This window comes from Rhizobium nepotum 39/7 (assembly GCF_000949865.1).
Lineage (GTDB): Bacteria > Pseudomonadota > Alphaproteobacteria > Rhizobiales > Rhizobiaceae > Agrobacterium > Agrobacterium nepotum.
On the sequence record NZ_JWJH01000007.1, the window covers coordinates 260,528 to 278,503 of the forward strand.

18 protein-coding genes are annotated in these 17,976 nt (G+C 59.9%); 15 read left to right on the forward strand and 3 right to left on the reverse strand.

All coding sequences use genetic code 11. The features are described from left to right. Positions 1–10: 10 nt before the first annotated feature. Together RS75_RS09445 and hemC are read right to left on the reverse strand one after the other, a co-directional pair. Positions 11–751 (reverse strand): uroporphyrinogen-III synthase, encoded by a 741-nt coding sequence (locus RS75_RS09445; protein WP_045019861.1) that lies wholly within the window; start codon positions 749–751, stop codon positions 11–13. Between the two features lie 4 nt (positions 752–755). Next, the gene (gene hemC / locus RS75_RS09450; RefSeq protein ID WP_045019604.1) at positions 756–1,685 is read right to left on the reverse strand and encodes a hydroxymethylbilane synthase; all 930 of its coding nucleotides are present in this window, start codon (positions 1,683–1,685) and stop codon (positions 756–758) included. A 73-nt stretch (positions 1,686–1,758) separates the two neighbouring features. On the opposite strand from hemC, the gene tsaD reads away from it, so the two are divergent. The 5 genes from tsaD to RS75_RS09475 are packed head-to-tail and all read left to right on the forward strand — an operon-like array spanning position 1,759 to position 5,260. Then, on the forward strand, positions 1,759–2,856 hold the full coding sequence (gene tsaD, locus RS75_RS09455; protein ID WP_045019606.1) for a tRNA (adenosine(37)-N6)-threonylcarbamoyltransferase complex transferase subunit TsaD: 1,098 nt from the start codon (positions 1,759–1,761) through the stop codon (positions 2,854–2,856). After that, entirely contained in the window at positions 2,856–3,839 is a 984-nt protein-coding gene (locus RS75_RS09460) for an NAD(P)H-dependent glycerol-3-phosphate dehydrogenase (RefSeq protein ID WP_045019608.1), read from the forward strand. Before tsaD ends, RS75_RS09460 begins: the two co-directional genes overlap by 1 nt. 25 nt (positions 3,840–3,864) lie before the next feature. Then, on the forward strand, positions 3,865–4,158 hold the full coding sequence (locus RS75_RS09465) for a YciI-like protein (RefSeq protein ID WP_045019610.1): 294 nt from the start codon (positions 3,865–3,867) through the stop codon (positions 4,156–4,158). Between the two features lie 6 nt (positions 4,159–4,164). Continuing rightward, on the forward strand, positions 4,165–4,608 hold the full coding sequence (locus RS75_RS09470; protein WP_045019611.1) for an EVE domain-containing protein: 444 nt from the start codon (positions 4,165–4,167) through the stop codon (positions 4,606–4,608). A gap of 7 nt (positions 4,609–4,615) precedes the next feature. Next, positions 4,616–5,260 carry a class I SAM-dependent methyltransferase gene (locus tag RS75_RS09475; protein WP_045019613.1) on the forward strand — a complete coding sequence of 215 codons (645 nt, stop codon included), beginning with the start codon at positions 4,616–4,618 and terminating at the stop codon, positions 5,258–5,260. A gap of 11 nt (positions 5,261–5,271) precedes the next feature. Here RS75_RS09475 and RS75_RS09480 read toward each other — a convergent pair whose 3' ends face one another. Continuing rightward, positions 5,272–5,640, reverse strand: a complete 369-nt coding sequence (locus RS75_RS09480) for a hypothetical protein (RefSeq protein WP_045019615.1) — start codon at positions 5,638–5,640, stop codon at positions 5,272–5,274. Positions 5,641–5,945: 305 nt separating this feature from the next. On the opposite strand from RS75_RS09480, the gene sdhC reads away from it, so the two are divergent. From sdhC to RS75_RS09530, 10 genes are all read left to right on the forward strand, one after another. Beyond that, positions 5,946–6,338 carry a succinate dehydrogenase, cytochrome b556 subunit gene (gene sdhC, locus RS75_RS09485; RefSeq protein ID WP_045019863.1) on the forward strand — a complete coding sequence of 131 codons (393 nt, stop codon included), beginning with the start codon at positions 5,946–5,948 and terminating at the stop codon, positions 6,336–6,338. 12 nt (positions 6,339–6,350) lie between these two features. Next, positions 6,351–6,731: a succinate dehydrogenase, hydrophobic membrane anchor protein gene (sdhD, locus tag RS75_RS09490; RefSeq protein WP_045019617.1), complete on the forward strand. Its 381-nt coding sequence runs from the start codon at positions 6,351–6,353 to the stop codon at positions 6,729–6,731. A gap of 7 nt (positions 6,732–6,738) precedes the next feature. Continuing rightward, positions 6,739–8,580 (forward strand): succinate dehydrogenase flavoprotein subunit, encoded by a 1,842-nt coding sequence (sdhA, locus tag RS75_RS09495; protein ID WP_045019619.1) that lies wholly within the window; start codon positions 6,739–6,741, stop codon positions 8,578–8,580. Positions 8,581–8,595: 15 nt separating this feature from the next. Further along, the gene (locus RS75_RS09500) at positions 8,596–9,375 is read left to right on the forward strand and encodes a succinate dehydrogenase iron-sulfur subunit (protein ID WP_045019621.1); all 780 of its coding nucleotides are present in this window, start codon (positions 8,596–8,598) and stop codon (positions 9,373–9,375) included. A gap of 205 nt (positions 9,376–9,580) precedes the next feature. Next, the gene (locus RS75_RS09505; protein ID WP_045019623.1) at positions 9,581–10,123 is read left to right on the forward strand and encodes an AprI/Inh family metalloprotease inhibitor; all 543 of its coding nucleotides are present in this window, start codon (positions 9,581–9,583) and stop codon (positions 10,121–10,123) included. Between the two features lie 93 nt (positions 10,124–10,216). Next, positions 10,217–11,380, forward strand: a complete 1,164-nt coding sequence (gene zapE / locus RS75_RS09510) for a cell division protein ZapE (protein WP_045019625.1) — start codon at positions 10,217–10,219, stop codon at positions 11,378–11,380. Positions 11,381–11,556: 176 nt separating this feature from the next. Continuing rightward, positions 11,557–12,519 carry a malate dehydrogenase gene (gene mdh / locus RS75_RS09515; RefSeq protein WP_045019628.1) on the forward strand — a complete coding sequence of 321 codons (963 nt, stop codon included), beginning with the start codon at positions 11,557–11,559 and terminating at the stop codon, positions 12,517–12,519. A 131-nt stretch (positions 12,520–12,650) separates the two neighbouring features. Next, positions 12,651–13,844 (forward strand): ADP-forming succinate--CoA ligase subunit beta, encoded by a 1,194-nt coding sequence (sucC, locus tag RS75_RS09520; protein ID WP_045019630.1) that lies wholly within the window; start codon positions 12,651–12,653, stop codon positions 13,842–13,844. A gap of 18 nt (positions 13,845–13,862) precedes the next feature. Further along, positions 13,863–14,765: a succinate--CoA ligase subunit alpha gene (gene sucD, locus RS75_RS09525; protein ID WP_045019633.1), complete on the forward strand. Its 903-nt coding sequence runs from the start codon at positions 13,863–13,865 to the stop codon at positions 14,763–14,765. 177 nt (positions 14,766–14,942) lie between these two features. Next, positions 14,943–17,939, forward strand: a complete 2,997-nt coding sequence (locus tag RS75_RS09530) for a 2-oxoglutarate dehydrogenase E1 component (protein WP_045019634.1) — start codon at positions 14,943–14,945, stop codon at positions 17,937–17,939. Positions 17,940–17,976 lie beyond the last annotated feature (37 nt).

A 17,976-nucleotide genomic window follows, 5' to 3' on the forward strand; every position in this document is an offset into this window, starting at 1 on the left:
CGAGCCTGAATTAGGTTCCAGACCCGCTGTGGAGAAGTTCAAACAACGCTGCCTCGTTTGCGCTTTCGGCGGCCGTGGCTTGCGCGCGGAAGATTCCCGGAACGAGCGAAAGCACGTTGCGGCTGATGCAGACGAAATGCGTTGAAGTCAGCGCTGCCGCATATTTTTCCGCCGATGCGAGACGGAAAAATGCCCGTGCCGCTTCTGAGGAATAGAGCAGCACCACATCGGCGGATGTCTCCAGAAGCGCCGTTTCGAGCATATCGTCCGAAAGATCCGACGGCTGCATTTCGTAACAATCGACTGTCCGGAAGGGAATTCCGGCAACGGCAAGACCGTCCTCAAACACGGCACCTCGCGGTGTACCGGCGAGATAGAGCAGGGGTTCTTCGTTTGTCAGGAAAGAGCGATGCTCTGCAACCAAACCGGCCAGAGCCTCGGCATCACCGGAGGCGGTGAAGATGTTTTTAAAGCCGATTTTTCCCGCCGCTTCCGCCGTCGCCTCGCCAACAGCGAAGAGGGGTTTCGAAAGGTGAGGCGCAAGTCGGTCGCGCAGCGGTTCCAAGACGCAGAGTGCCTCGGCGCTTGTCACGGCGATGGCTGATCGTGGGTCTAAGAGCGCCGACGAGGCGCGCTCGCCGTAATGGACGGGATGAAACAGCGGAAGAAGCACCGGCTCGTGGCCGAGGGCTTTCAGTTTTTCGGCCGTCTTTTCGCCCGAACGAAGCGGTCGGGTGACGACGATCCGCATCGGCTCAGCTCCAGCCATCGAAGAAGTTGCTGCCCGCCTTGGCGCGCACCTCTTCGCCGGCCTTGCGGCCCAGGATTTCGGCATTCTTGCGGGGGCCGGATATTTCGACGCCGTGGCTCGTCTGGCCATCGGGCGTGAGGATCAGGCCGGAAAAATGCAGTTCTTCACCGTCGCAGATGGCGTATCCGGCAATCGGGGTACGACAGGAGCCATCAAGCACCGCCAGAAAGGCGCGCTCGCAGGTAACTGCATCATAGGTGGGTCTGTCGTTTATGGGGACCAGCAACTCGTCCATGCGGGCGTCACTAACGCGGCTTTCCACGCAGATTGCGCCCTGCGCCGGGGCAGGGGGAAACTCCTTCGGGTCGAGAATTTCCGTTGGCACATTCTCCTTGCCGAGCCTCTTCAGGCCGGCAAAGGCGAGAAGCGTCGCATCCGCGTGACCTTCTGCAAGCTTGCGCAGGCGGGTATCGACCAGACCACGGAAAACGATGACGCTCAGATCTGGACGCAGGCGGCGGATCAGCGCTTGACGGCGCAGAGATGCGGAGCCGACAACGGCGCCCTGCGGCAGTTCCAGAAGCTTCGGTGCTGTGCGGCCGATGAAGGCGTCGCGCGCATCCTCGCGCGGCAGGAAGGCGGAAAGATGCAGGCCCTCAGGCAGAACGGTCGGCATGTCCTTGGAGGAATGCACGGCAATATCGAGCTCGCCGGAAAGAAGCTGGTTTTCCAGTTCCTCCGTGAACAGGCCCTTGCCGCCGATCTCCGACAAAGCGCGGTCGGTTATCCGGTCGCCCTTGGTGGAAAGCACGACGATTTCGAACATATCTTCCGGAAGACCATGCGCCGACATCAGCCGGTTGCGGGTCTCGTAAGCCTGCGCGAGCGCCAGAGGGCTGCCACGCGTGCCGATTCGGAAAGGTTTTGTTTGCATCCGCGTCTATCCATTGTTACCGGAGTTGTCTTAGACCAACTCAGCGCATGATCGCAATCAACGAACAGAATTGATGACCCCCTTTCTTCGTATCCTCGGCATAGAGACAAGCTGCGACGAAACCGCTGCATCCATTGTGGTTCGGCATGTGGACGGCCGTGGCGAGATCGTGTCCGACGTCGTTTTGTCGCAGCTTGAGGAACACAGCGCCTATGGCGGCGTGGTGCCCGAAATCGCTGCCCGCGCCCATGTCGAGGCGCTGGACGCGCTGGTGGAGGAAGCGCTGGAGCAGGCGGGTGTCACCCTTGCCGATGTCGACGCCATCGCGGCCACGTCCGGCCCCGGCCTTATCGGCGGCCTGCTGGTTGGCCTGATGACGGGCAAGGCGATTGCCATGGCCGCAGACAAGCCGCTTTATGCCATCAATCATCTGGAAGGCCATGCGCTGACGGCGCGGCTGACCGACGGTCTTTCTTTCCCCTATCTGATGCTGCTGGTTTCCGGCGGCCACACACAGCTGGTGCTGGTGCGCGGCGTGGGTGAATACGAGCGCTGGGGCACCACCATTGATGACGCGCTGGGGGAAGCCTTCGACAAGACCGCGAAACTTCTGGGGCTGCCCTATCCCGGCGGGCCTGCGGTTGAAAAGGCGGCAGCGACGGGCAATCCGGACCGATTTGCGCTGCCGCGCCCGATGGTCGGCGAGACCAGGCTCGATTTTTCCTTCTCCGGCCTGAAAACGGCAGTGCGGCAGGCGGCGACTGCCATCGCGCCGCTTTCGGAGCAGGACATTGCCGATATATGCGCTTCCTTCCAGAAGGCGGTGTCGCGCACCCTGAAAGACCGTATCGGCCGTGGCCTTGCCCGCTTTAAGGAAGAGTTTCCACATATCGAGACGGAGCGGGCTTTGGTCGTGGCCGGCGGCGTCGCCGCCAATCAGGAAATCCGCCAGACCCTGCAAGTGCTTTGCGATACCCACGGCTTCCGTTTTGTCGCGCCGCCGCACCGGCTTTGCACCGACAATGCCGCGATGATCGCCTGGGCGGGGCTGGAACGAATGGCGGAGGGCAAGGAACCCGATGCGCTTGAGACAGCGCCGCGCTCGCGTTGGCCGCTTGACGGCAGTGCGGAGACATTGATCGGTTTCGGCAAAAGAGGAGCCAAGGCCTGATGCAGCGGGAGAAAATCGTCGTCATCGGCGCTGGCGCCTTCGGAACCGCGCTTGCCGTCGTCATCGCGCTGGAAAACCGGCATGATGTAACCCTACTCGGCCGCGGTGCGTCCCTGATGGCCGATCTGAAAGTAGATCGTATTCACGAGGCTGTCCTGCCGGGTGTCGACCTGCCGGATGCGCTTGAATTTTCCGCCGAGCCGGATGTGCTGGCCGGTGCCGGCATCGTGCTGTTCGCCATGCCCTCTCAGGCCCATGCGGATGCGGCTCGTCACTATGGTCCTTATCTGGCTAATGATTCTATCATCGTTACCTGCGCCAAGGGCATAGACCGGGTTTCCGGGCGTCTGCTGACGGAGCTTCTGGAAGCGGAGCTGCCGCATCATCCCATCGCTGTTCTGTCCGGTCCGGGATTTGCGGCAGATATTGCGCGTGGGCTGCCGACGGCAATGGCGATTGCGGCGGAAGATGCAACAATCGCCGAACGGCTGGCGACCACGATTTCCGGCAGAACCTTCAGGCTTTATGCCTCGACTGACCGTGTTGGCGTGCAGCTTGGGGGCGCGCTGAAGAATGTGCTCGCCATTGCCGCCGGCATCGTCGAGGGCGCGGGTCTCGGCGATTCCGCCCGGGCGGCGCTGATTTCGCGCGGCCTTGCCGAAATGTCGCGTCTGGTGGTCGCCATGGGCGGCAAGGCGGATACGGTGCGCGGTCTTTCCGGCCTTGGCGATCTTGTGTTGACGGCCACCAGCCACCAGTCGCGAAACCTGCGTTTCGGCATTGCGCTTGGCCGGGGCGAGGGCAAGGACATGTCCGGCGGACTGGTGGAAGGCGCTTTTGCGGCAACCGTCGCTGCCCGGCTCGGCGAACATTATGCTGTAGACATGCCGGTCACCGAGGCGGTGGCGGCCATTATCGACGGCAATCTGGACGTGGCGAGCGCCATGCAACAATTGATGACACGGCCCATCACCACCGAATAAGGGTGCGGCCTATGAGGAGACGAAAATGCTGTTTGCCTTTATCTGCAAGGACAAGCCCGGCCACCTGAACGTGCGCATGGAAACGCGTCCGGCCCATCTGGAGCATCTGAACAAATTGAACGATGAGGGCACGCTGAAGATCGCCGGGCCGTTTTTGGATGCCGAAGGCAAGCCGAACGGCAGTCTGGTTGTCGTGGAAGCCGCCGATATCGAAGCCGCGAAGGCTTTGGCCGATGCCGATCCCTATGCCAAGGCCGGGCTGTTCGAAAGCGTGGATGTGAAGCCCTATAACTGGGTCTTCAACAATCCGGGAGCGTGACCGGATATGGCGAATTACTGGCTTTATAAGTCCGAGCCATTCAAATGGTCCTGGGAAATGCAGAAGGCCAAGGGCGAGGCCGGCGAAGAATGGACCGGCGTGCGCAATTATCAGGCCCGAAACAACATGCGCGCCATGAAAATCGGCGACAAGGGTTTCTTCTACCACTCGAATGAAGGGCTGGATGTCGTCGGCATCGTCGAAGTCTGTGCACTTTCACATCCGGATTCGACTGCGGAAGGCGATCTGAAATGGGACTGCGTGGATATCCGCGCCGTTTGCGACGTACCGCAGCCCGTTTCGCTGAAGGACGTGAAGGCCAACCCGAAACTGGAAAAGATGTCGCTCGTCACCTCCATGCGGCTTTCCGTGCAGCCGGTGACGGAAGAGGAATATCTTGAGGTCTGCCGCATGGGCGGCCTTGCCAATCCGCCGAAATCGCCGGACTGACGTTTCGGTGAGGACCGATCCCGAACGCTTCATTCTCGACAATACTGGCATCATGCATCCACCGCATGTGCCGGAATTGCGCCTCCATCTGGCAACCGAAGCCCATGAGCTGTGGCTGAAGACGGAGGAGGAGCTGGAAGAGATCGGCCTGCCGCCGCCCTTTTGGGCCTTTGCTTGGGCTGGCGGGCAGGGGCTTGCCCGCTATGTTCTCGATCATCCTGAAAGTGTCTCCGGCAAGCGGGTGCTGGATTTCGCCAGCGGCTCCGGGCTGGTCGCCATCGCAGCCGCAAAGGCGGGCGCTGCTGCGGTTGTCGCTGCCGATATCGATCCGTGGACGGAAACGGCCATTCGGCTGAATGCGGCTCTGAATGACGTGGATATTGATTTTACCGGGCTCAATCTGGTTGGGACGTTAGTTGAGGCGGATGTTCTGCTGGCGGGCGACGTGTTTTACGATCGCGCATTTGCCGATCTTCTCGTGCCATGGTTTCTTGAACTGGCGGAGAAAGGCGTGAGCGTGCTCGTTGGCGACCCGGGCCGCGCCTATCTGCCCAGAGAGCGCCTTTGCGCCGAGGCAACCTATCAGGTGCCGGTGACGCGGGCTCTCGAAGACAGCGACGTCAAAAAGACCACCGTCTGGCGTTTCGTCTGATTATATTTGGTTCAGGGCCGGATGATGCAGACGCCGTGTTCATAGGCGCAGGCATCGCTTGCGGTTTCGGCGCGGACGTTGATGATTTTCGCCTTTGGCGCCAGCTGCGCGGCCATCGAGACGGCCGCGCCCTTTCGCGAAAGACCGCCGCCGATCGCGAAATAATTGCCGTTGCCGCGTACCCGCAAGGCCGATATCGCGCCCACATAGGTGCCGCCGGAGAGAGTGGATGGCAGTCCGTCGGTGGAGAAACTGACCTGCGATTGACGGTGCTGATAATGGTGGCGGCCATGAAAATCCTCTGCCGCTGCCGGAGGCATTGCGGTGAAAATGACGCCTGCGACCATCATGGCCAGAGCGGCGATTCGACGCTGTAACATGAGCCTCATTCTCCGGATTTTATGGTTAACCAATGGTAAATTACACCTTTTCTGAATTACGTAAAGGTAAATATTTGAGGACTGTAAATCTTGGAAACGCTCGATTTTTTATTTTGACGCAAAAAAATTCCAAAAAAAATTCGCGAACCAATCGATTAAATTGGAATCGGTCATGAAATGTGCTTGTGGTGACGCTCCCATGTGATTAAACGTCGCGGTTGGTGCAATGCACATTCTTTCGTCATGTGCTGTTGCTTGGGGGCGTCCGGTTCGACGGGCGCACGGGAAAACGCCGCGAGGTTATGATGGCGAATGTGACAAATAACCGGCCTTTGTCGCCGCATCTTCAAATTTACAAGCCGATTCCGACGATGGTGGCATCCATCATCCACCGCGTGACTGGTAGTGCGCTTTATTTCGGAACGCTTCTGGTCGCCTGGTGGCTGATCGCGCTGGCTTCCGGCCCCGCCTATTACGACTGGGTGAGCTGGGCGATGAGCACCATCATCGGCAAGATCATCCTGATCGGCTATACGTGGGCGCTGGTCCACCACATGCTCGGCGGTCTGCGTCACCTGATGTGGGATCTCGGACACGGCTTCGAGAAGCACTTCACCACCAAGCTGGCAAAAGCCTCGTTCGTGGCGTCGATCTGTCTGACCGCGCTGATCTGGGTCATTGTCCTGATCGTGCGCTGAGGAGATATTTTCATGGATATGCGTACACCTCTCGGAAAGGTTCGCGGCCTCGGCTCCGCCAAGGAAGGCACCGACCATTTCTGGCGTCAGCGCCTGACGGCGGTCGCCAACGTTCCGTTGCTCATCTTTTTCGTGGTCTTCCTCATCCAGTACGCCGGCGCGCCCTATCCGGAAGTCGTCGCTGCGCTGTCGAACCCGCTCGTCGCTGTTATCATGGGTCTGGTGCTGGTTTCCGGCCTCATCCATATGAAGCTCGGCATGCAGGTCATCATCGAAGACTATGTTCACGCCGAGGTTTCGAAGATCGTTCTTCTGATGCTCAATACGTTTTTCGCGATTCTCATTGGCGGCCTTTGCATCTTCGCCATTCTGAAAATCGCATTCGCAGGATAATTCCGCCATGGCATCAATCAGTTCACCTTCCCAGAATGGCAAGGCTTACACCTATGTCGATCACTCCTATGACGTGATCGTGGTGGGCGCCGGCGGCGCGGGTCTGCGCGCAACGCTCGGCATGGCGGAACAGGGTTTCCGCACGGCCTGCATCACCAAGGTATTCCCGACGCGCTCCCACACGGTCGCGGCGCAGGGCGGCATTGCCGCCTCGCTCACCAACATGACGCCCGACTGTTGGCAGTGGCACCTTTACGACACCGTAAAGGGCTCCGACTGGCTGGGCGACGTCGATGCGATGCAATATCTCGCCATGGAAGCGCCGAAGGCGGTCTATGAGCTGGAGCATTACGGCGTGCCCTTCTCGCGCAATGCTGAGGGCAAGATCTACCAGCGCCCGTTCGGCGGCCATATGCAGAACTACGGTGAAGGCCCGCCGGTGCAGCGCACCTGTGCTGCCGCAGACCGTACCGGCCACGCCATTCTGCATACGCTTTACGGCCAGTCGCTGCGCAACAATGCGGAATTCTTCATCGAATATTTCGCGCTCGATCTCATCATGTCGGCAGATGGCCGCTGCACTGGCGTCGTGGCGTGGAACCTCGATGACGGCACGATCCACCGCTTCTCCGCCAAGATGGTGGTGCTGGCGACCGGCGGTTACGGCCGGGCCTATTTCTCGGCGACCTCCGCCCACACCTGCACGGGCGACGGCGGCGGCATGATTGCACGTGCCGGTCTGCCGCTTCAGGACATGGAATTCGTGCAGTTCCATCCGACCGGCATTTACGGCGCGGGCTGCCTGATCACCGAAGGCGCGCGCGGCGAGGGCGGTTATCTCGTCAATTCCGAAGGCGAGCGCTTCATGGAGCGTTATGCTCCTTCGGCGAAGGACCTTGCTTCGCGTGACGTGGTATCGCGTTGCATGACCATGGAAATCCGTGAGGGTCGTGGCGTCGGCAAGAACAAGGACCACATCTTCCTGCATCTCGATCACCTCGATCCGGCGATCCTGCATGAGCGTCTTCCTGGCATTTCCGAAAGCGCGAAGATTTTCGCGGGTGTCGACGTGACGCGCGAGCCGATCCCGGTCCTGCCGACCGTTCACTACAATATGGGCGGTATTCCGACCAATTACTGGGGTGAAGTGCTGAACGCCAATGCCGAAAATCCGGAACGCATCGCGCCCGGCCTGATGGCCGTTGGTGAGGCCGGTTGTGCTTCCGTTCACGGTGCGAACCGTCTCGGTTCCAACTCGCTGATCGACCTTGTGGTCTTCGGCCGTGCCGCCGCAATCCGCGCGGCGCAGGTCATTGACCGTGAAGGGCCGATCCCTGCACTGGACATTGCGGCCTGCGACAGGATCATGGACCGCTTTGATACGCAGCGTTATGCCAATGGCTCCACCCCAACTGCGGTGCTGCGCGACAAGATGCAGCGCGCCATGCAGGACGATGCGGCGGTGTTCCGCACGCAGGAATCGCTGGAAAGCGGTTGCCAGCGCATTTCCGCCATCTGGAAGGAGCTGCCTGATGTCAAGGTTACCGACCGTTCGATGGTCTGGAACTCCGATCTGGTCGAGACGCTCGAGCTGCACAATCTGATGGCCAATGCGATCACCACGGTCTATGGCGCGGAAGCGCGCAAGGAAAGCCGTGGTTCGCATGCCCGCGAGGATTTCGTCGATGGTCCGTTCGGCGGTCGCGACGATGTGAACTGGCGTAAGCACACGCTTGCCTGGGTCAACCCCGAAGGTGATGTCAAGCTCGACTACCGCCCTGTTCACACCGACCTGATCGCCGACGGCATCGATCCCAAAAAGATCGAGCCGAAGGCGCGCGTCTACTGATTTGAGGAACTGGATATGGTTGAACTCGCTCTCCCCAAGAATTCCCAGATCAGCGAAGGTAAAGTCTGGCCGAAGCCTGATGGTGCCAAGAACGTTCGCGAATACCGGGTCTATCGCTGGAACCCGGATGACGGCCAGAACCCGCGCATCGATACCTATTATATCGATGTCGACGATTGCGGCCCGATGGTTCTCGATGCGCTTCTCTACATCAAGAACAACGTCGACCCGACACTGACGCTGCGCCGCTCCTGCCGCGAAGGCATTTGCGGTTCCTGCGCGATGAACATCGACGGCACCAATACGCTCGCCTGCACCAAGGGTATGGAAGAGATCAAGGGTACGGTGAAGGTCTATCCGCTGCCGCATTTGCCTGTCGTGAAGGACCTTGTTCCCGATCTTTCGAACTTCTACGCCCAGCACCGCTCCATCGAGCCGTGGTTGAAGACGGTCTCGCCGGCGCCAGCCAAGGAATGGAAGCAGAGCCATGAAGACCGCCTGAAGCTGGACGGTCTCTATGAGTGCATTCTGTGCGCCTGCTGCTCCACCTCCTGTCCCAGCTACTGGTGGAACGGCGACCGTTATCTTGGTCCCGCCGTTCTGCTGCAGGCTTATCGCTGGCTTATCGACAGCCGCGATGAAGCAACCGGAGAGCGTCTCGACAATCTCGAGGACCCGTTCCGTCTTTATCGCTGCCACACCATCATGAACTGCGCGCAGGCCTGCCCGAAGGGGCTGAACCCGGCCAAGGCGATCGCGGAAATCAAGAAGATGATGGTCGAGCGTCGCGTCTGAAGACGATTCGTTTGGACCAAAAAATCTATCCGGCCGCAGGCTCGCCTGCGGCCCTTTTTACAACCGGACGGGGGAAATTTCGGTAAAAATCGACCGAAATGGTAATTATCCCGGCCATCGCTTGCGCAAGATAAGGCTTTGGTAATAATTCAGCCTTCTTGTTTGATCATGGTCTTTCCGGAAGCAAGAGAATCGGGAGCTTGATATGCAATTCAGATATGTGGTGACGGGCCTTGCGGTTGTAATGAGCCTCGCCGGTTGCCAACGTACCTCCTACGATTACAACAACAACACCAGCAACAATCCCGGTTATACGCCGCCCTTGCAGGCGCAGCCGGTTCCCTCCGTTCAGTCAGGCGCGCTGCCGCCACCCGGTGGCGCCTCGGGCGGTCAGTTCCCGTCGGCACCCGCGTCGGCAGCACCTGGTGGCACCGATGTCACTTCTGCGGCTCCGCCGGCGACGGCGCTCGATGTCACCAAGGAATCCATGGTCGGTAACTGGCGGGTTTCCAATGGCGGCGCGAATTGCGACATGTTCCTGACACTCACCAATCTCGGCAGCGGTTCGCGTGGCGGCACGCGTGGTTGCGCCGGCGATCTGACGGCGATGGGATCCTGGGAAGTATCCGGCAAGATGGTCCTCTTCAAGAACCGCTCAGGCGATACGATCGGCCGCGTCTACAAGAGCGCCGATGCGCGCTTTGACGGCACGACCAATAGCGGCCAGCCGCTCAGCCTCAGCCGATAGAGCATTTCCGGTGCATCCGGATCGCCTTGCCTGTTCTGAGCCATTTCATTCGTCGCGGGCGCTTGCCGGTGCCCGCGTCCGGGGCGCTTTTCCATGAAGCCATTGCCAGACTACAATCACAGTGTCGTTGAACAGCTCAACGCGTTGACGGCGGCTGGCACCTTGCAGGCCGATGCAGCACAACTCGGCGTGGCGGCCCATCTGGACCGTATCCTTGCCGATCTGAAGGCGCGCAAGCCCGCCAGGAAGAAAAGCGCGCTCGGCTGGATGTTCGCGCGCAAGACCGGCCCGGCCAGCTTCGTCAAGGGATTGTATGTCCATGGCAGCGTCGGCCGCGGCAAGACGATGCTGATGGACATGTTCTATGAGATGGCGCCCGTTTCTTCAAAACGACGCTGCCATTTTCACGAATTCATGGCGGACGTCCATAATCGCGTGCACGCGCATCGGCAGAAGCTGAAGAACGGTGAAACCAAACAGGCCGATCCCATTCCACCCGTTGCGGCCCAGCTTCTGGCGGAGGCGGAGCTTCTGTGCTTCGACGAGTTCACCGTCACGGATATTGCCGATGCGATGATCCTTGCCAGGCTGTTCAGCGAGCTTTTCGCCAATGGTTGCACCCTGGTGACGACCTCCAACGTCGTTCCCGACAATCTCTACAGGGATGGTCTCAATCGCGGCCTGTTCCTGCCCTTCGTCGATTTGCTGAAGACGTATGTGGAGGTGGTGTCGCTGGACAGCCCCACCGATTACCGCATGGAAAAGCTGGAAAGCCTGCCGGTCTATGTCACGCCGCTCGACGGTGCGGCGGATCAGGCGATGGATATGGCCTGGCGGCACATGACCGGCGGACACCTGGTGGCGCCAACCGAGATACAGATGAAGGGTCGCTCCATTCTGGTGCCGCGCGCCAGCGGCCGCGTCGCCCGCTTTTCCTTTTCCGACCTTTGCGAAAAGCCGCTCGGCGCCTCCGATTTTCTGGCGATCGCCAGTCGTTTCGATACGGTCTTCATAGACCACATCCCGCTTTTGAACGCCGACAAGCGGAACGAGACCAAGCGCTTCATCATTCTTATCGACGCGCTTTACGACCATAGCGTCAGGCTTTTCGCCTCTGCGGCGACCATGCCCGAAGACCTGCTCGGCAAGCGCAAGGGAACCGAAGGTTTCGAGTTCGATCGCACCGCCTCGCGCCTGTTTGAGATGCGCAGCGCTGATTATCTGGTGCTTCATCACGAAAAACGCGAGAAAGTTTGACATTTTCGTGACGTATTTTCTTACGTTTACGTAAGAAAATAATGATCTAAACGATTGAAAATGTTCATGCCAAAAGAATCTGTTGCCAATTTTGGCCAATGGGGCTAATCGAAGTGCGACAATTTGGCTGCCGGTGGCGCGGTGAAATTGAATTGAAGCTCTAGAGGAAGCATTCGATGGCTCGCAAAAAGATTGCACTTATTGGTTCTGGCATGATCGGCGGCACGCTGGCGCATCTCGCCAGCCTGAAGGAACTGGGCGATATCGTCCTCTTCGATATTGCCGACGGCATCCCGCAGGGCAAGGGTCTGGATATTGCCCAGTCCGGCCCGGTTGAAGGTTTCAATGCCAAGCTCACCGGCGCGTCCGACTACGCCGCCATCGAAGGCGCGGATGTCTGCATCGTCACCGCCGGTGTTGCCCGCAAGCCCGGCATGAGCCGCGACGATCTCCTAGGCATCAATCTCAAGGTCATGGAACAGGTCGGCGCCGGCATCAAGAAATATGCCCCGAACGCTTTCGTCATCTGCATCACCAATCCGCTGGACGCCATGGTCTGGGCGCTGCAGAAGTTCTCCGGCCTGCCGAAGAACAAGGTCGTCGGCATGGCCGGCGTTCTCGACAGCGCCCGTTTCCGCCTTTTCCTTTCCGAAGAGTTCAATGTTTCGGTTCAGGACGTCACCGCCTTCGTTCTCGGCGGCCACGGCGATACGATGGTGCCGCTCGCACGTTACTCCACCGTTGGCGGCATTCCGTTGACCGATCTCGTCAAGATGGGCTGGCTGACCGCCGAGCGCCTCGAAGAGATCGTCCAGCGCACCCGTGATGGCGGTGCGGAAATTGTCGGCCTGTTGAAGACCGGTTCGGCCTATTACGCGCCGGCCGCTTCCGCGATCGAAATGGCTGAATCCTATCTCAAGGACAAGAAGCGCGTCCTGCCCGCCGCTGCCCATCTGTCGGGCCAGTACGGCGTGGACGACATGTATGTCGGCGTGCCCACGATCATCGGTGCCGGCGGTATCGAGCGCATCATCGAGATCGAGCTGAACAAGGAAGAAGAAGCCGCCTTCCGCAAATCCGTCGACGCTGTCGCCGGTCTTTGCGAAGCCTGCATCAACATCGCTCCGTCGCTGAAGTAATAACCTGACGCATCGGCGCAGAAATCGGGTTTGGTTTTTGCAAGGCACGATGCGTAGATTCAATAGCTTGGAGCGCCCTGCGTCTGAATGAACGCAGGGCGCTCCAAGCGGCTCCAAACAGGGATTATTCCATGAATATTCACGAATATCAGGCCAAGGCTCTTCTGAAGGGCTACGGCGCGCCGGTTGCTGAAGGCGTCGCCATCCTCAAGGTCGAAGAAGCCGAAGCCGCTGCAAAGCAGCTGCCCGGCCCGCTCTACGTCGTCAAGAGCCAGATTCACGCTGGTGGCCGCGGCAAGGGCAAGTTCAAGGAACTCGGCCCCGACGCCAAGGGCGGCGTTCGTCTCGCAAAGACGATCGACGAAGTCATTTCCCATTCCAGGGACATGCTCGGCAACACGCTGGTAACGGCGCAGACGGGCGACGCCGGCAAGCAGGTCAACCGTCTCTACATCGAGGACGGCGCGGATATCTCCCGCGAGCTTTACTGCTCGCTGCTGGTTGACCGTTCGGTCGGCCAGGTCGCATTCGTGGTTTCCACGGAAGGCGGCATGGACATCGAGGCTGTTGCCCACGACACGCCCGAGAAGATCCACACCATCGCTATCGATCCAGAAAAGGGCGTGAGCGACGCCGACGTGGCCGCGATCTCCAAGGCTCTAGAGCTTGAGGGTGTTGCAGCCGAAGATGCCAAGGCGCTGTTCCCGATCCTCTACAAGGCCTTCAACGAGAAGGACATGGCTCTCCTTGAGGTCAACCCGCTGATCGTCATGGAAAATGGCCATCTGCGCGTTCTCGACGCCAAGATGTCCTTCGACGGCAACGCCCTGTTCCGTCATGAAGACGTCAAGGCGCTGCGCGACGAGACCGAAGAAGACGCCAAGGAAATCGAAGCCTCCAAGTGGGACCTCGCTTACGTGGCGCTCGACGGCAACATCGGCTGCATGGTCAATGGTGCCGGTCTCGCCATGGCGACGATGGACATCATCAAGCTTTACGGCAAAGAGCCGGCTAACTTCTGCGACGTCGGCGGCGGCGCCGGCAAGGAGAAGGTTGCGGCAGCCTTCAAGATCATTACCGCTGACCCGAAGGTCGAGGGCATCCTCGTCAACATCTTCGGCGGCATCATGAAGTGCGACGTCATCGCCGAAGGCGTGATCGCAGCCGTCAAGGAAGTCGGTCTCAAGGTTCCGCTCGTCGTGCGCCTCGAAGGCACGAATGTCGAACTTGGCAAGAAGATCCTCAACGAGTCCGGCCTTGCGATCACCGCGGCTGACGATCTCGACGATGCGGCGAAGAAAATCGTCGCAGCGGTGAACGGCTAATTTGAAGGACCGGATATAATGTCGATTCTCGTCAATAAAGACACCAAGGTCCTCGTACAGGGCCTGACCGGCAAGACCGGCACCTTTCACACCGAACAGGCGCTTGCTTATTACGGTACGCAGATGGTCGGCGGTATCCACCCGAAGAAGGGTGGCGAAACCTGGACCGGATCGAAGGGCGAAAGCCTGCCGATCTTCGCAACGGTTGCCGAAGCCAAGGAAAAGACCGGCGCAGACGCGTCCGTGATCTACGTTCCGCCGGCAGGCGCTGCCGATGCCATTATCGAAGCCATCGAGGCTGAGATCCCGTTCATCACCTGCATCACCGAAGGTATTCCGGTGATGGACATGGTGCGCGTCAAGGCTCGCCTCGACCGTTCCAAGTCGCGCCTGCTTGGACCTAACTGCCCGGGCATCATGACGCCGGAAGAATGCAAGATCGGCATCATGCCGGGCTCCATCTTCCGCAAGGGTTCGGTCGGTATCGTTTCGCGCTCCGGCACGCTGACCTATGAAGCCGTATTCCAGACATCCAACGAAGGCCTCGGCCAGACCACGGCTGTCGGCATCGGCGGTGACCCGGTCAAGGGCACCGAGTTCATCGACGTGCTCGAAATGTTCCTGGCCGATGAAGCCACGCAGTCGATCATCATGATCGGCGAAATCGGCGGCGCGGCGGAAGAAGAAGCGGCGCAGTTCCTGATCGACGAAGCCAAGAAGGGCCGCAGCAAGCCTATGGCTGGCTTCATCGCGGGCCGTACCGCACCGAAGGGCCGTACCATGGGCCACGCCGGTGCTGTCGTTTCCGGTGGCAAGGGCGATGCAGAGTCCAAGATTGCAGCCATGGAAGCAGCCGGCATCAAGGTATCGCCCTCCCCGGCACGCCTCGGCAAGACGCTGGTTGAAGTCCTCAAGGGCTGAGACCATGTGAGACAGGCGACGGGCGGCGCGGCTTCAAATCCGCGCTGCCCGATGCCACAAGAACGACAGACATAGAACGGCATACCGCCCCGGCGGCAGACAGCATAATCAAGCGGCAGGCCGATAAACGGCCCTAACGGCATCGAGGAGGCGGACGGACAAGTCCGCAGGAACACAATGGCAAGGCAAGAAGCGAACGAGCAGTTTCAGATCACGTCGTTTCTGGACGGCGCGAATGCAGCCTATATCGAGCAGCTCTATGCCCGGTACGAAGAGGATCCCTCTTCCGTGTCGCCGGAGTGGCAGAGCTTCTTCAAGGCGTTGTCCGACAATCCGGAAGACGTGAAGAAGGCGGCCAAGGGCGCCTCCTGGAAGCGCGCCAACTGGCCGATCCCGGCGAATGGCGACCTGGTATCCGCACTTGATGGTAACTGGGCCACGGTCGAGAAGGCTATCGAGAAGAAGGTTCAGGCGAAGGCCGAGGCCAAGAGCGCCGATACCGGCAAGGCCGTCAGCGAGGCCGAAGTGCTTCAGGCGACCCGTGACAGCGTTCGCGCCATCATGATGATCCGCGCCTATCGCATGCGCGGCCACCTGCACGCCAAGCTCGATCCGCTCGGCATCGCCAGCGCGGTTGAGGATTACAACGAGCTTTCGCCGAAGTCCTACGGCTTCGAGGAAAGCGATTACGACCGCAAGATTTTCATCGATAATGTCCTCGGTCTCGAATATGCGTCCGTGCGCGAAATGGTCGAGATTCTCGAGCGCACCTATTGCTCGACGCTCGGCGTCGAATTCATGCATATGTCCAACCCGGAAGAAAAGGGCTGGATTCAGGAACGCATCGAAGGCCCGGACAAGGGTGTGGACTTCACGCCGGAAGGCAAGAAGGCCATTCTTTCCAAGCTGGTCGAAGCCGAAGGTTATGAGCAGTTCCTCGACGTGCGTTTCAAGGGCACCAAGCGTTTCGGTCTCGACGGCAGTGAATCGCTGATCCCGGCGCTCGAGCAGATCATCAAGCGCGGCGGCCAGGAAGGTCTGGAAGAAGTCGTTCTCGGCATGGCCCACCGCGGTCGTCTGAACGTTCTGACCAACGTCATGGGCAAGCCGCATCGCGCCGTGTTCCACGAGTTCAAGGGCGGTTCGTTCAAGCCTGACGACGTCGAAGGTTCTGGTGACGTGAAGTACCATCTTGGTGCCTCTTCCGACCGCGAATTCGATGGCAACAAGGTTCACCTGTCGCTGACGGCCAACCCGTCGCATCTTGAAATCGTCAACCCTGTCGTCATGGGCAAGGCGCGCGCCAAGCAGGACCAGCTTGCCAAGGCATGGGACGGCGACATCATTCCGCTGTCCGAACGCGCCAAGGTGTTGCCGCTGCTGCTGCATGGCGATGCAGCTTTTGCGGGCCAGGGCGTGGTTGCCGAGATTCTCGGCCTTTCCGGCCTGCGCGGTCACCGCGTTGCCGGCACGATGCATTTCATCATCAACAACCAGATCGGTTTCACGACCAATCCGGCCTTCTCGCGCTCGTCGCCCTATCCGTCCGACGTCGCCAAGATGATCGAAGCGCCGATCTTCCACGTCAACGGCGACGATCCGGAAGCGGTGGTCTATGCGGCGAAGGTCGCGACCGAATACCGCATGAAGTTCCACAAGCCTGTCGTCATCGACATGTTCTGTTATCGCCGCTTCGGCCATAACGAAGGCGACGAGCCGTCGTTCACGCAGCCGAAGATGTACAAGGTCATCCGTGGCCACAAGACCGTCGCCCGCATCTATGCCGACCGTCTGATCGCGGAAGGCCTGATCACCGAAGGCGATTTCGAGAAGACCAGGGCCGACTGGCGCGCCCATCTCGAGCAGGAGTTCGAGGCAGGCCAGTCCTACAAGCCGAACAAGGCCGACTGGCTGGACGGCCAATGGTCCGGCCTGCGCGCCGCCGACAATGCCGATGAGCAGCGTCGCGGCAAGACCGGCGTGCCGATGAAGCAGCTGAAGGAAATCGGCAAGAAGCTGTCGACCATTCCGGAAGGCTTCAGCGCGCATCGCACGATCCAGCGTTTCATGGAAAACCGTTCGCAGATGATCGAGACGGGTGAAGGCATCGACTGGGCGATGGCGGAAGCGCTTGCTTTCGGTTCGCTCGCCGTCGACGGCCACAAGATCCGTCTCTCCGGTCAGGATTGCGAACGCGGCACCTTCTCGCAGCGCCATTCTGTTCTCTACGATCAGGAGACCGAAGAGCGTTACATCCCGCTTGCCAATCTTTCGCCGACGCAGGCCCGTTACGAGGTCATCAACTCGATGCTTTCGGAAGAAGCCGTTCTCGGTTTCGAATACGGCTACTCGCTGGCCCGCCCGAACGCACTGACGCTCTGGGAAGCCCAGTTCGGCGACTTCGCCAACGGCGCGCAGGTGGTGTTCGACCAGTTTATCTCCTCGGGTGAACGCAAGTGGCTGCGCATGTCCGGTCTCGTCTGCCTTCTGCCGCACGGCTATGAAGGTCAGGGTCCGGAACATTCCTCCGCCCGTCTGGAACGCTGGTTGCAGATGTGTGCCGAAGACAACATGCAGGTTGCCAACGTCACGACACCGTCGAACTACTTCCACATCCTGCGCCGCCAGATGAAGCGCGACTTCCGCAAGCCGCTGATCCTGATGACGCCGAAGTCGTTGCTGCGTCACAAGCGCGCCACCTCGTCGCTGGCGGAGCTTGCGGGTGAGTCCTCCTTCCACCGTCTCCTGTGGGACGATGCGGAGGTCATCAAGGACGGCCCGATCAAGCTGCAGAAGGATTCGAAGATCCGCCGCGTGGTCATGTGCACGGGCAAGGTGTATTACGATCTTCTCGAGGAGCGTGAAAAGCGCGGTATCGACGACATCTACCTGCTGCGCGTCGAACAGCTCTATCCGTTCCCGGCCAAGGCGCTCATCAACGAGCTTTCCCGTTTCCGCAACGCGGAGATGGTATGGTGCCAGGAAGAGCCGAAGAACATGGGTGCGTGGTCGTTCATCGACCCGTATCTGGAATGGGTTCTGGCGCATATCGACGCCAAGTACCAGAAGGTCCGTTACACGGGCCGTCCGGCTGCCGCCTCTCCGGCGACCGGCCTGATGTCCAAGCACCTGGCGCAGCTTGCTGCGTTCCTGGAAGACGCGCTGGGAGAGTGAGAACTCTCCCGCATCGCCCCGCAAAAAAGACACCTGA

Bases quoted from the DNA above. Each gene is read 5' to 3' on its own strand.
- RS75_RS09445 (WP_045019861.1), bottom strand. From the start codon at position 751: ATGCGGATCGTCGTCACCCGACCGCTTCGTTCGGGCGAAAAGACGGCC.
- hemC (WP_045019604.1), bottom strand. From the start codon at position 1,685: ATGCAAACAAAACCTTTCCGAATCGGCACGCGTGGCAGCCCTCTGGCG.
- tsaD (WP_045019606.1), top strand. From the start codon at position 1,759: ATGACCCCCTTTCTTCGTATCCTCGGCATAGAGACAAGCTGCGACGAA.
- RS75_RS09460 (WP_045019608.1), top strand. From the start codon at position 2,856: ATGCAGCGGGAGAAAATCGTCGTCATCGGCGCTGGCGCCTTCGGAACC.
- RS75_RS09465 (WP_045019610.1), top strand. From the start codon at position 3,865: ATGCTGTTTGCCTTTATCTGCAAGGACAAGCCCGGCCACCTGAACGTG.
- RS75_RS09470 (WP_045019611.1), top strand. From the start codon at position 4,165: ATGGCGAATTACTGGCTTTATAAGTCCGAGCCATTCAAATGGTCCTGG.
- RS75_RS09480 (WP_045019615.1), bottom strand. From the start codon at position 5,640: ATGTTACAGCGTCGAATCGCCGCTCTGGCCATGATGGTCGCAGGCGTC.
- sdhC (WP_045019863.1), top strand. From the start codon at position 5,946: ATGGCGAATGTGACAAATAACCGGCCTTTGTCGCCGCATCTTCAAATT.
- sdhD (WP_045019617.1), top strand. From the start codon at position 6,351: ATGGATATGCGTACACCTCTCGGAAAGGTTCGCGGCCTCGGCTCCGCC.
- sdhA (WP_045019619.1), top strand. From the start codon at position 6,739: ATGGCATCAATCAGTTCACCTTCCCAGAATGGCAAGGCTTACACCTAT.
- RS75_RS09500 (WP_045019621.1), top strand. From the start codon at position 8,596: ATGGTTGAACTCGCTCTCCCCAAGAATTCCCAGATCAGCGAAGGTAAA.
- RS75_RS09505 (WP_045019623.1), top strand. From the start codon at position 9,581: ATGCAATTCAGATATGTGGTGACGGGCCTTGCGGTTGTAATGAGCCTC.
- zapE (WP_045019625.1), top strand. From the start codon at position 10,217: ATGAAGCCATTGCCAGACTACAATCACAGTGTCGTTGAACAGCTCAAC.
- mdh (WP_045019628.1), top strand. From the start codon at position 11,557: ATGGCTCGCAAAAAGATTGCACTTATTGGTTCTGGCATGATCGGCGGC.
- sucC (WP_045019630.1), top strand. From the start codon at position 12,651: ATGAATATTCACGAATATCAGGCCAAGGCTCTTCTGAAGGGCTACGGC.
- sucD (WP_045019633.1), top strand. From the start codon at position 13,863: ATGTCGATTCTCGTCAATAAAGACACCAAGGTCCTCGTACAGGGCCTG.
- RS75_RS09530 (WP_045019634.1), top strand. From the start codon at position 14,943: ATGGCAAGGCAAGAAGCGAACGAGCAGTTTCAGATCACGTCGTTTCTG.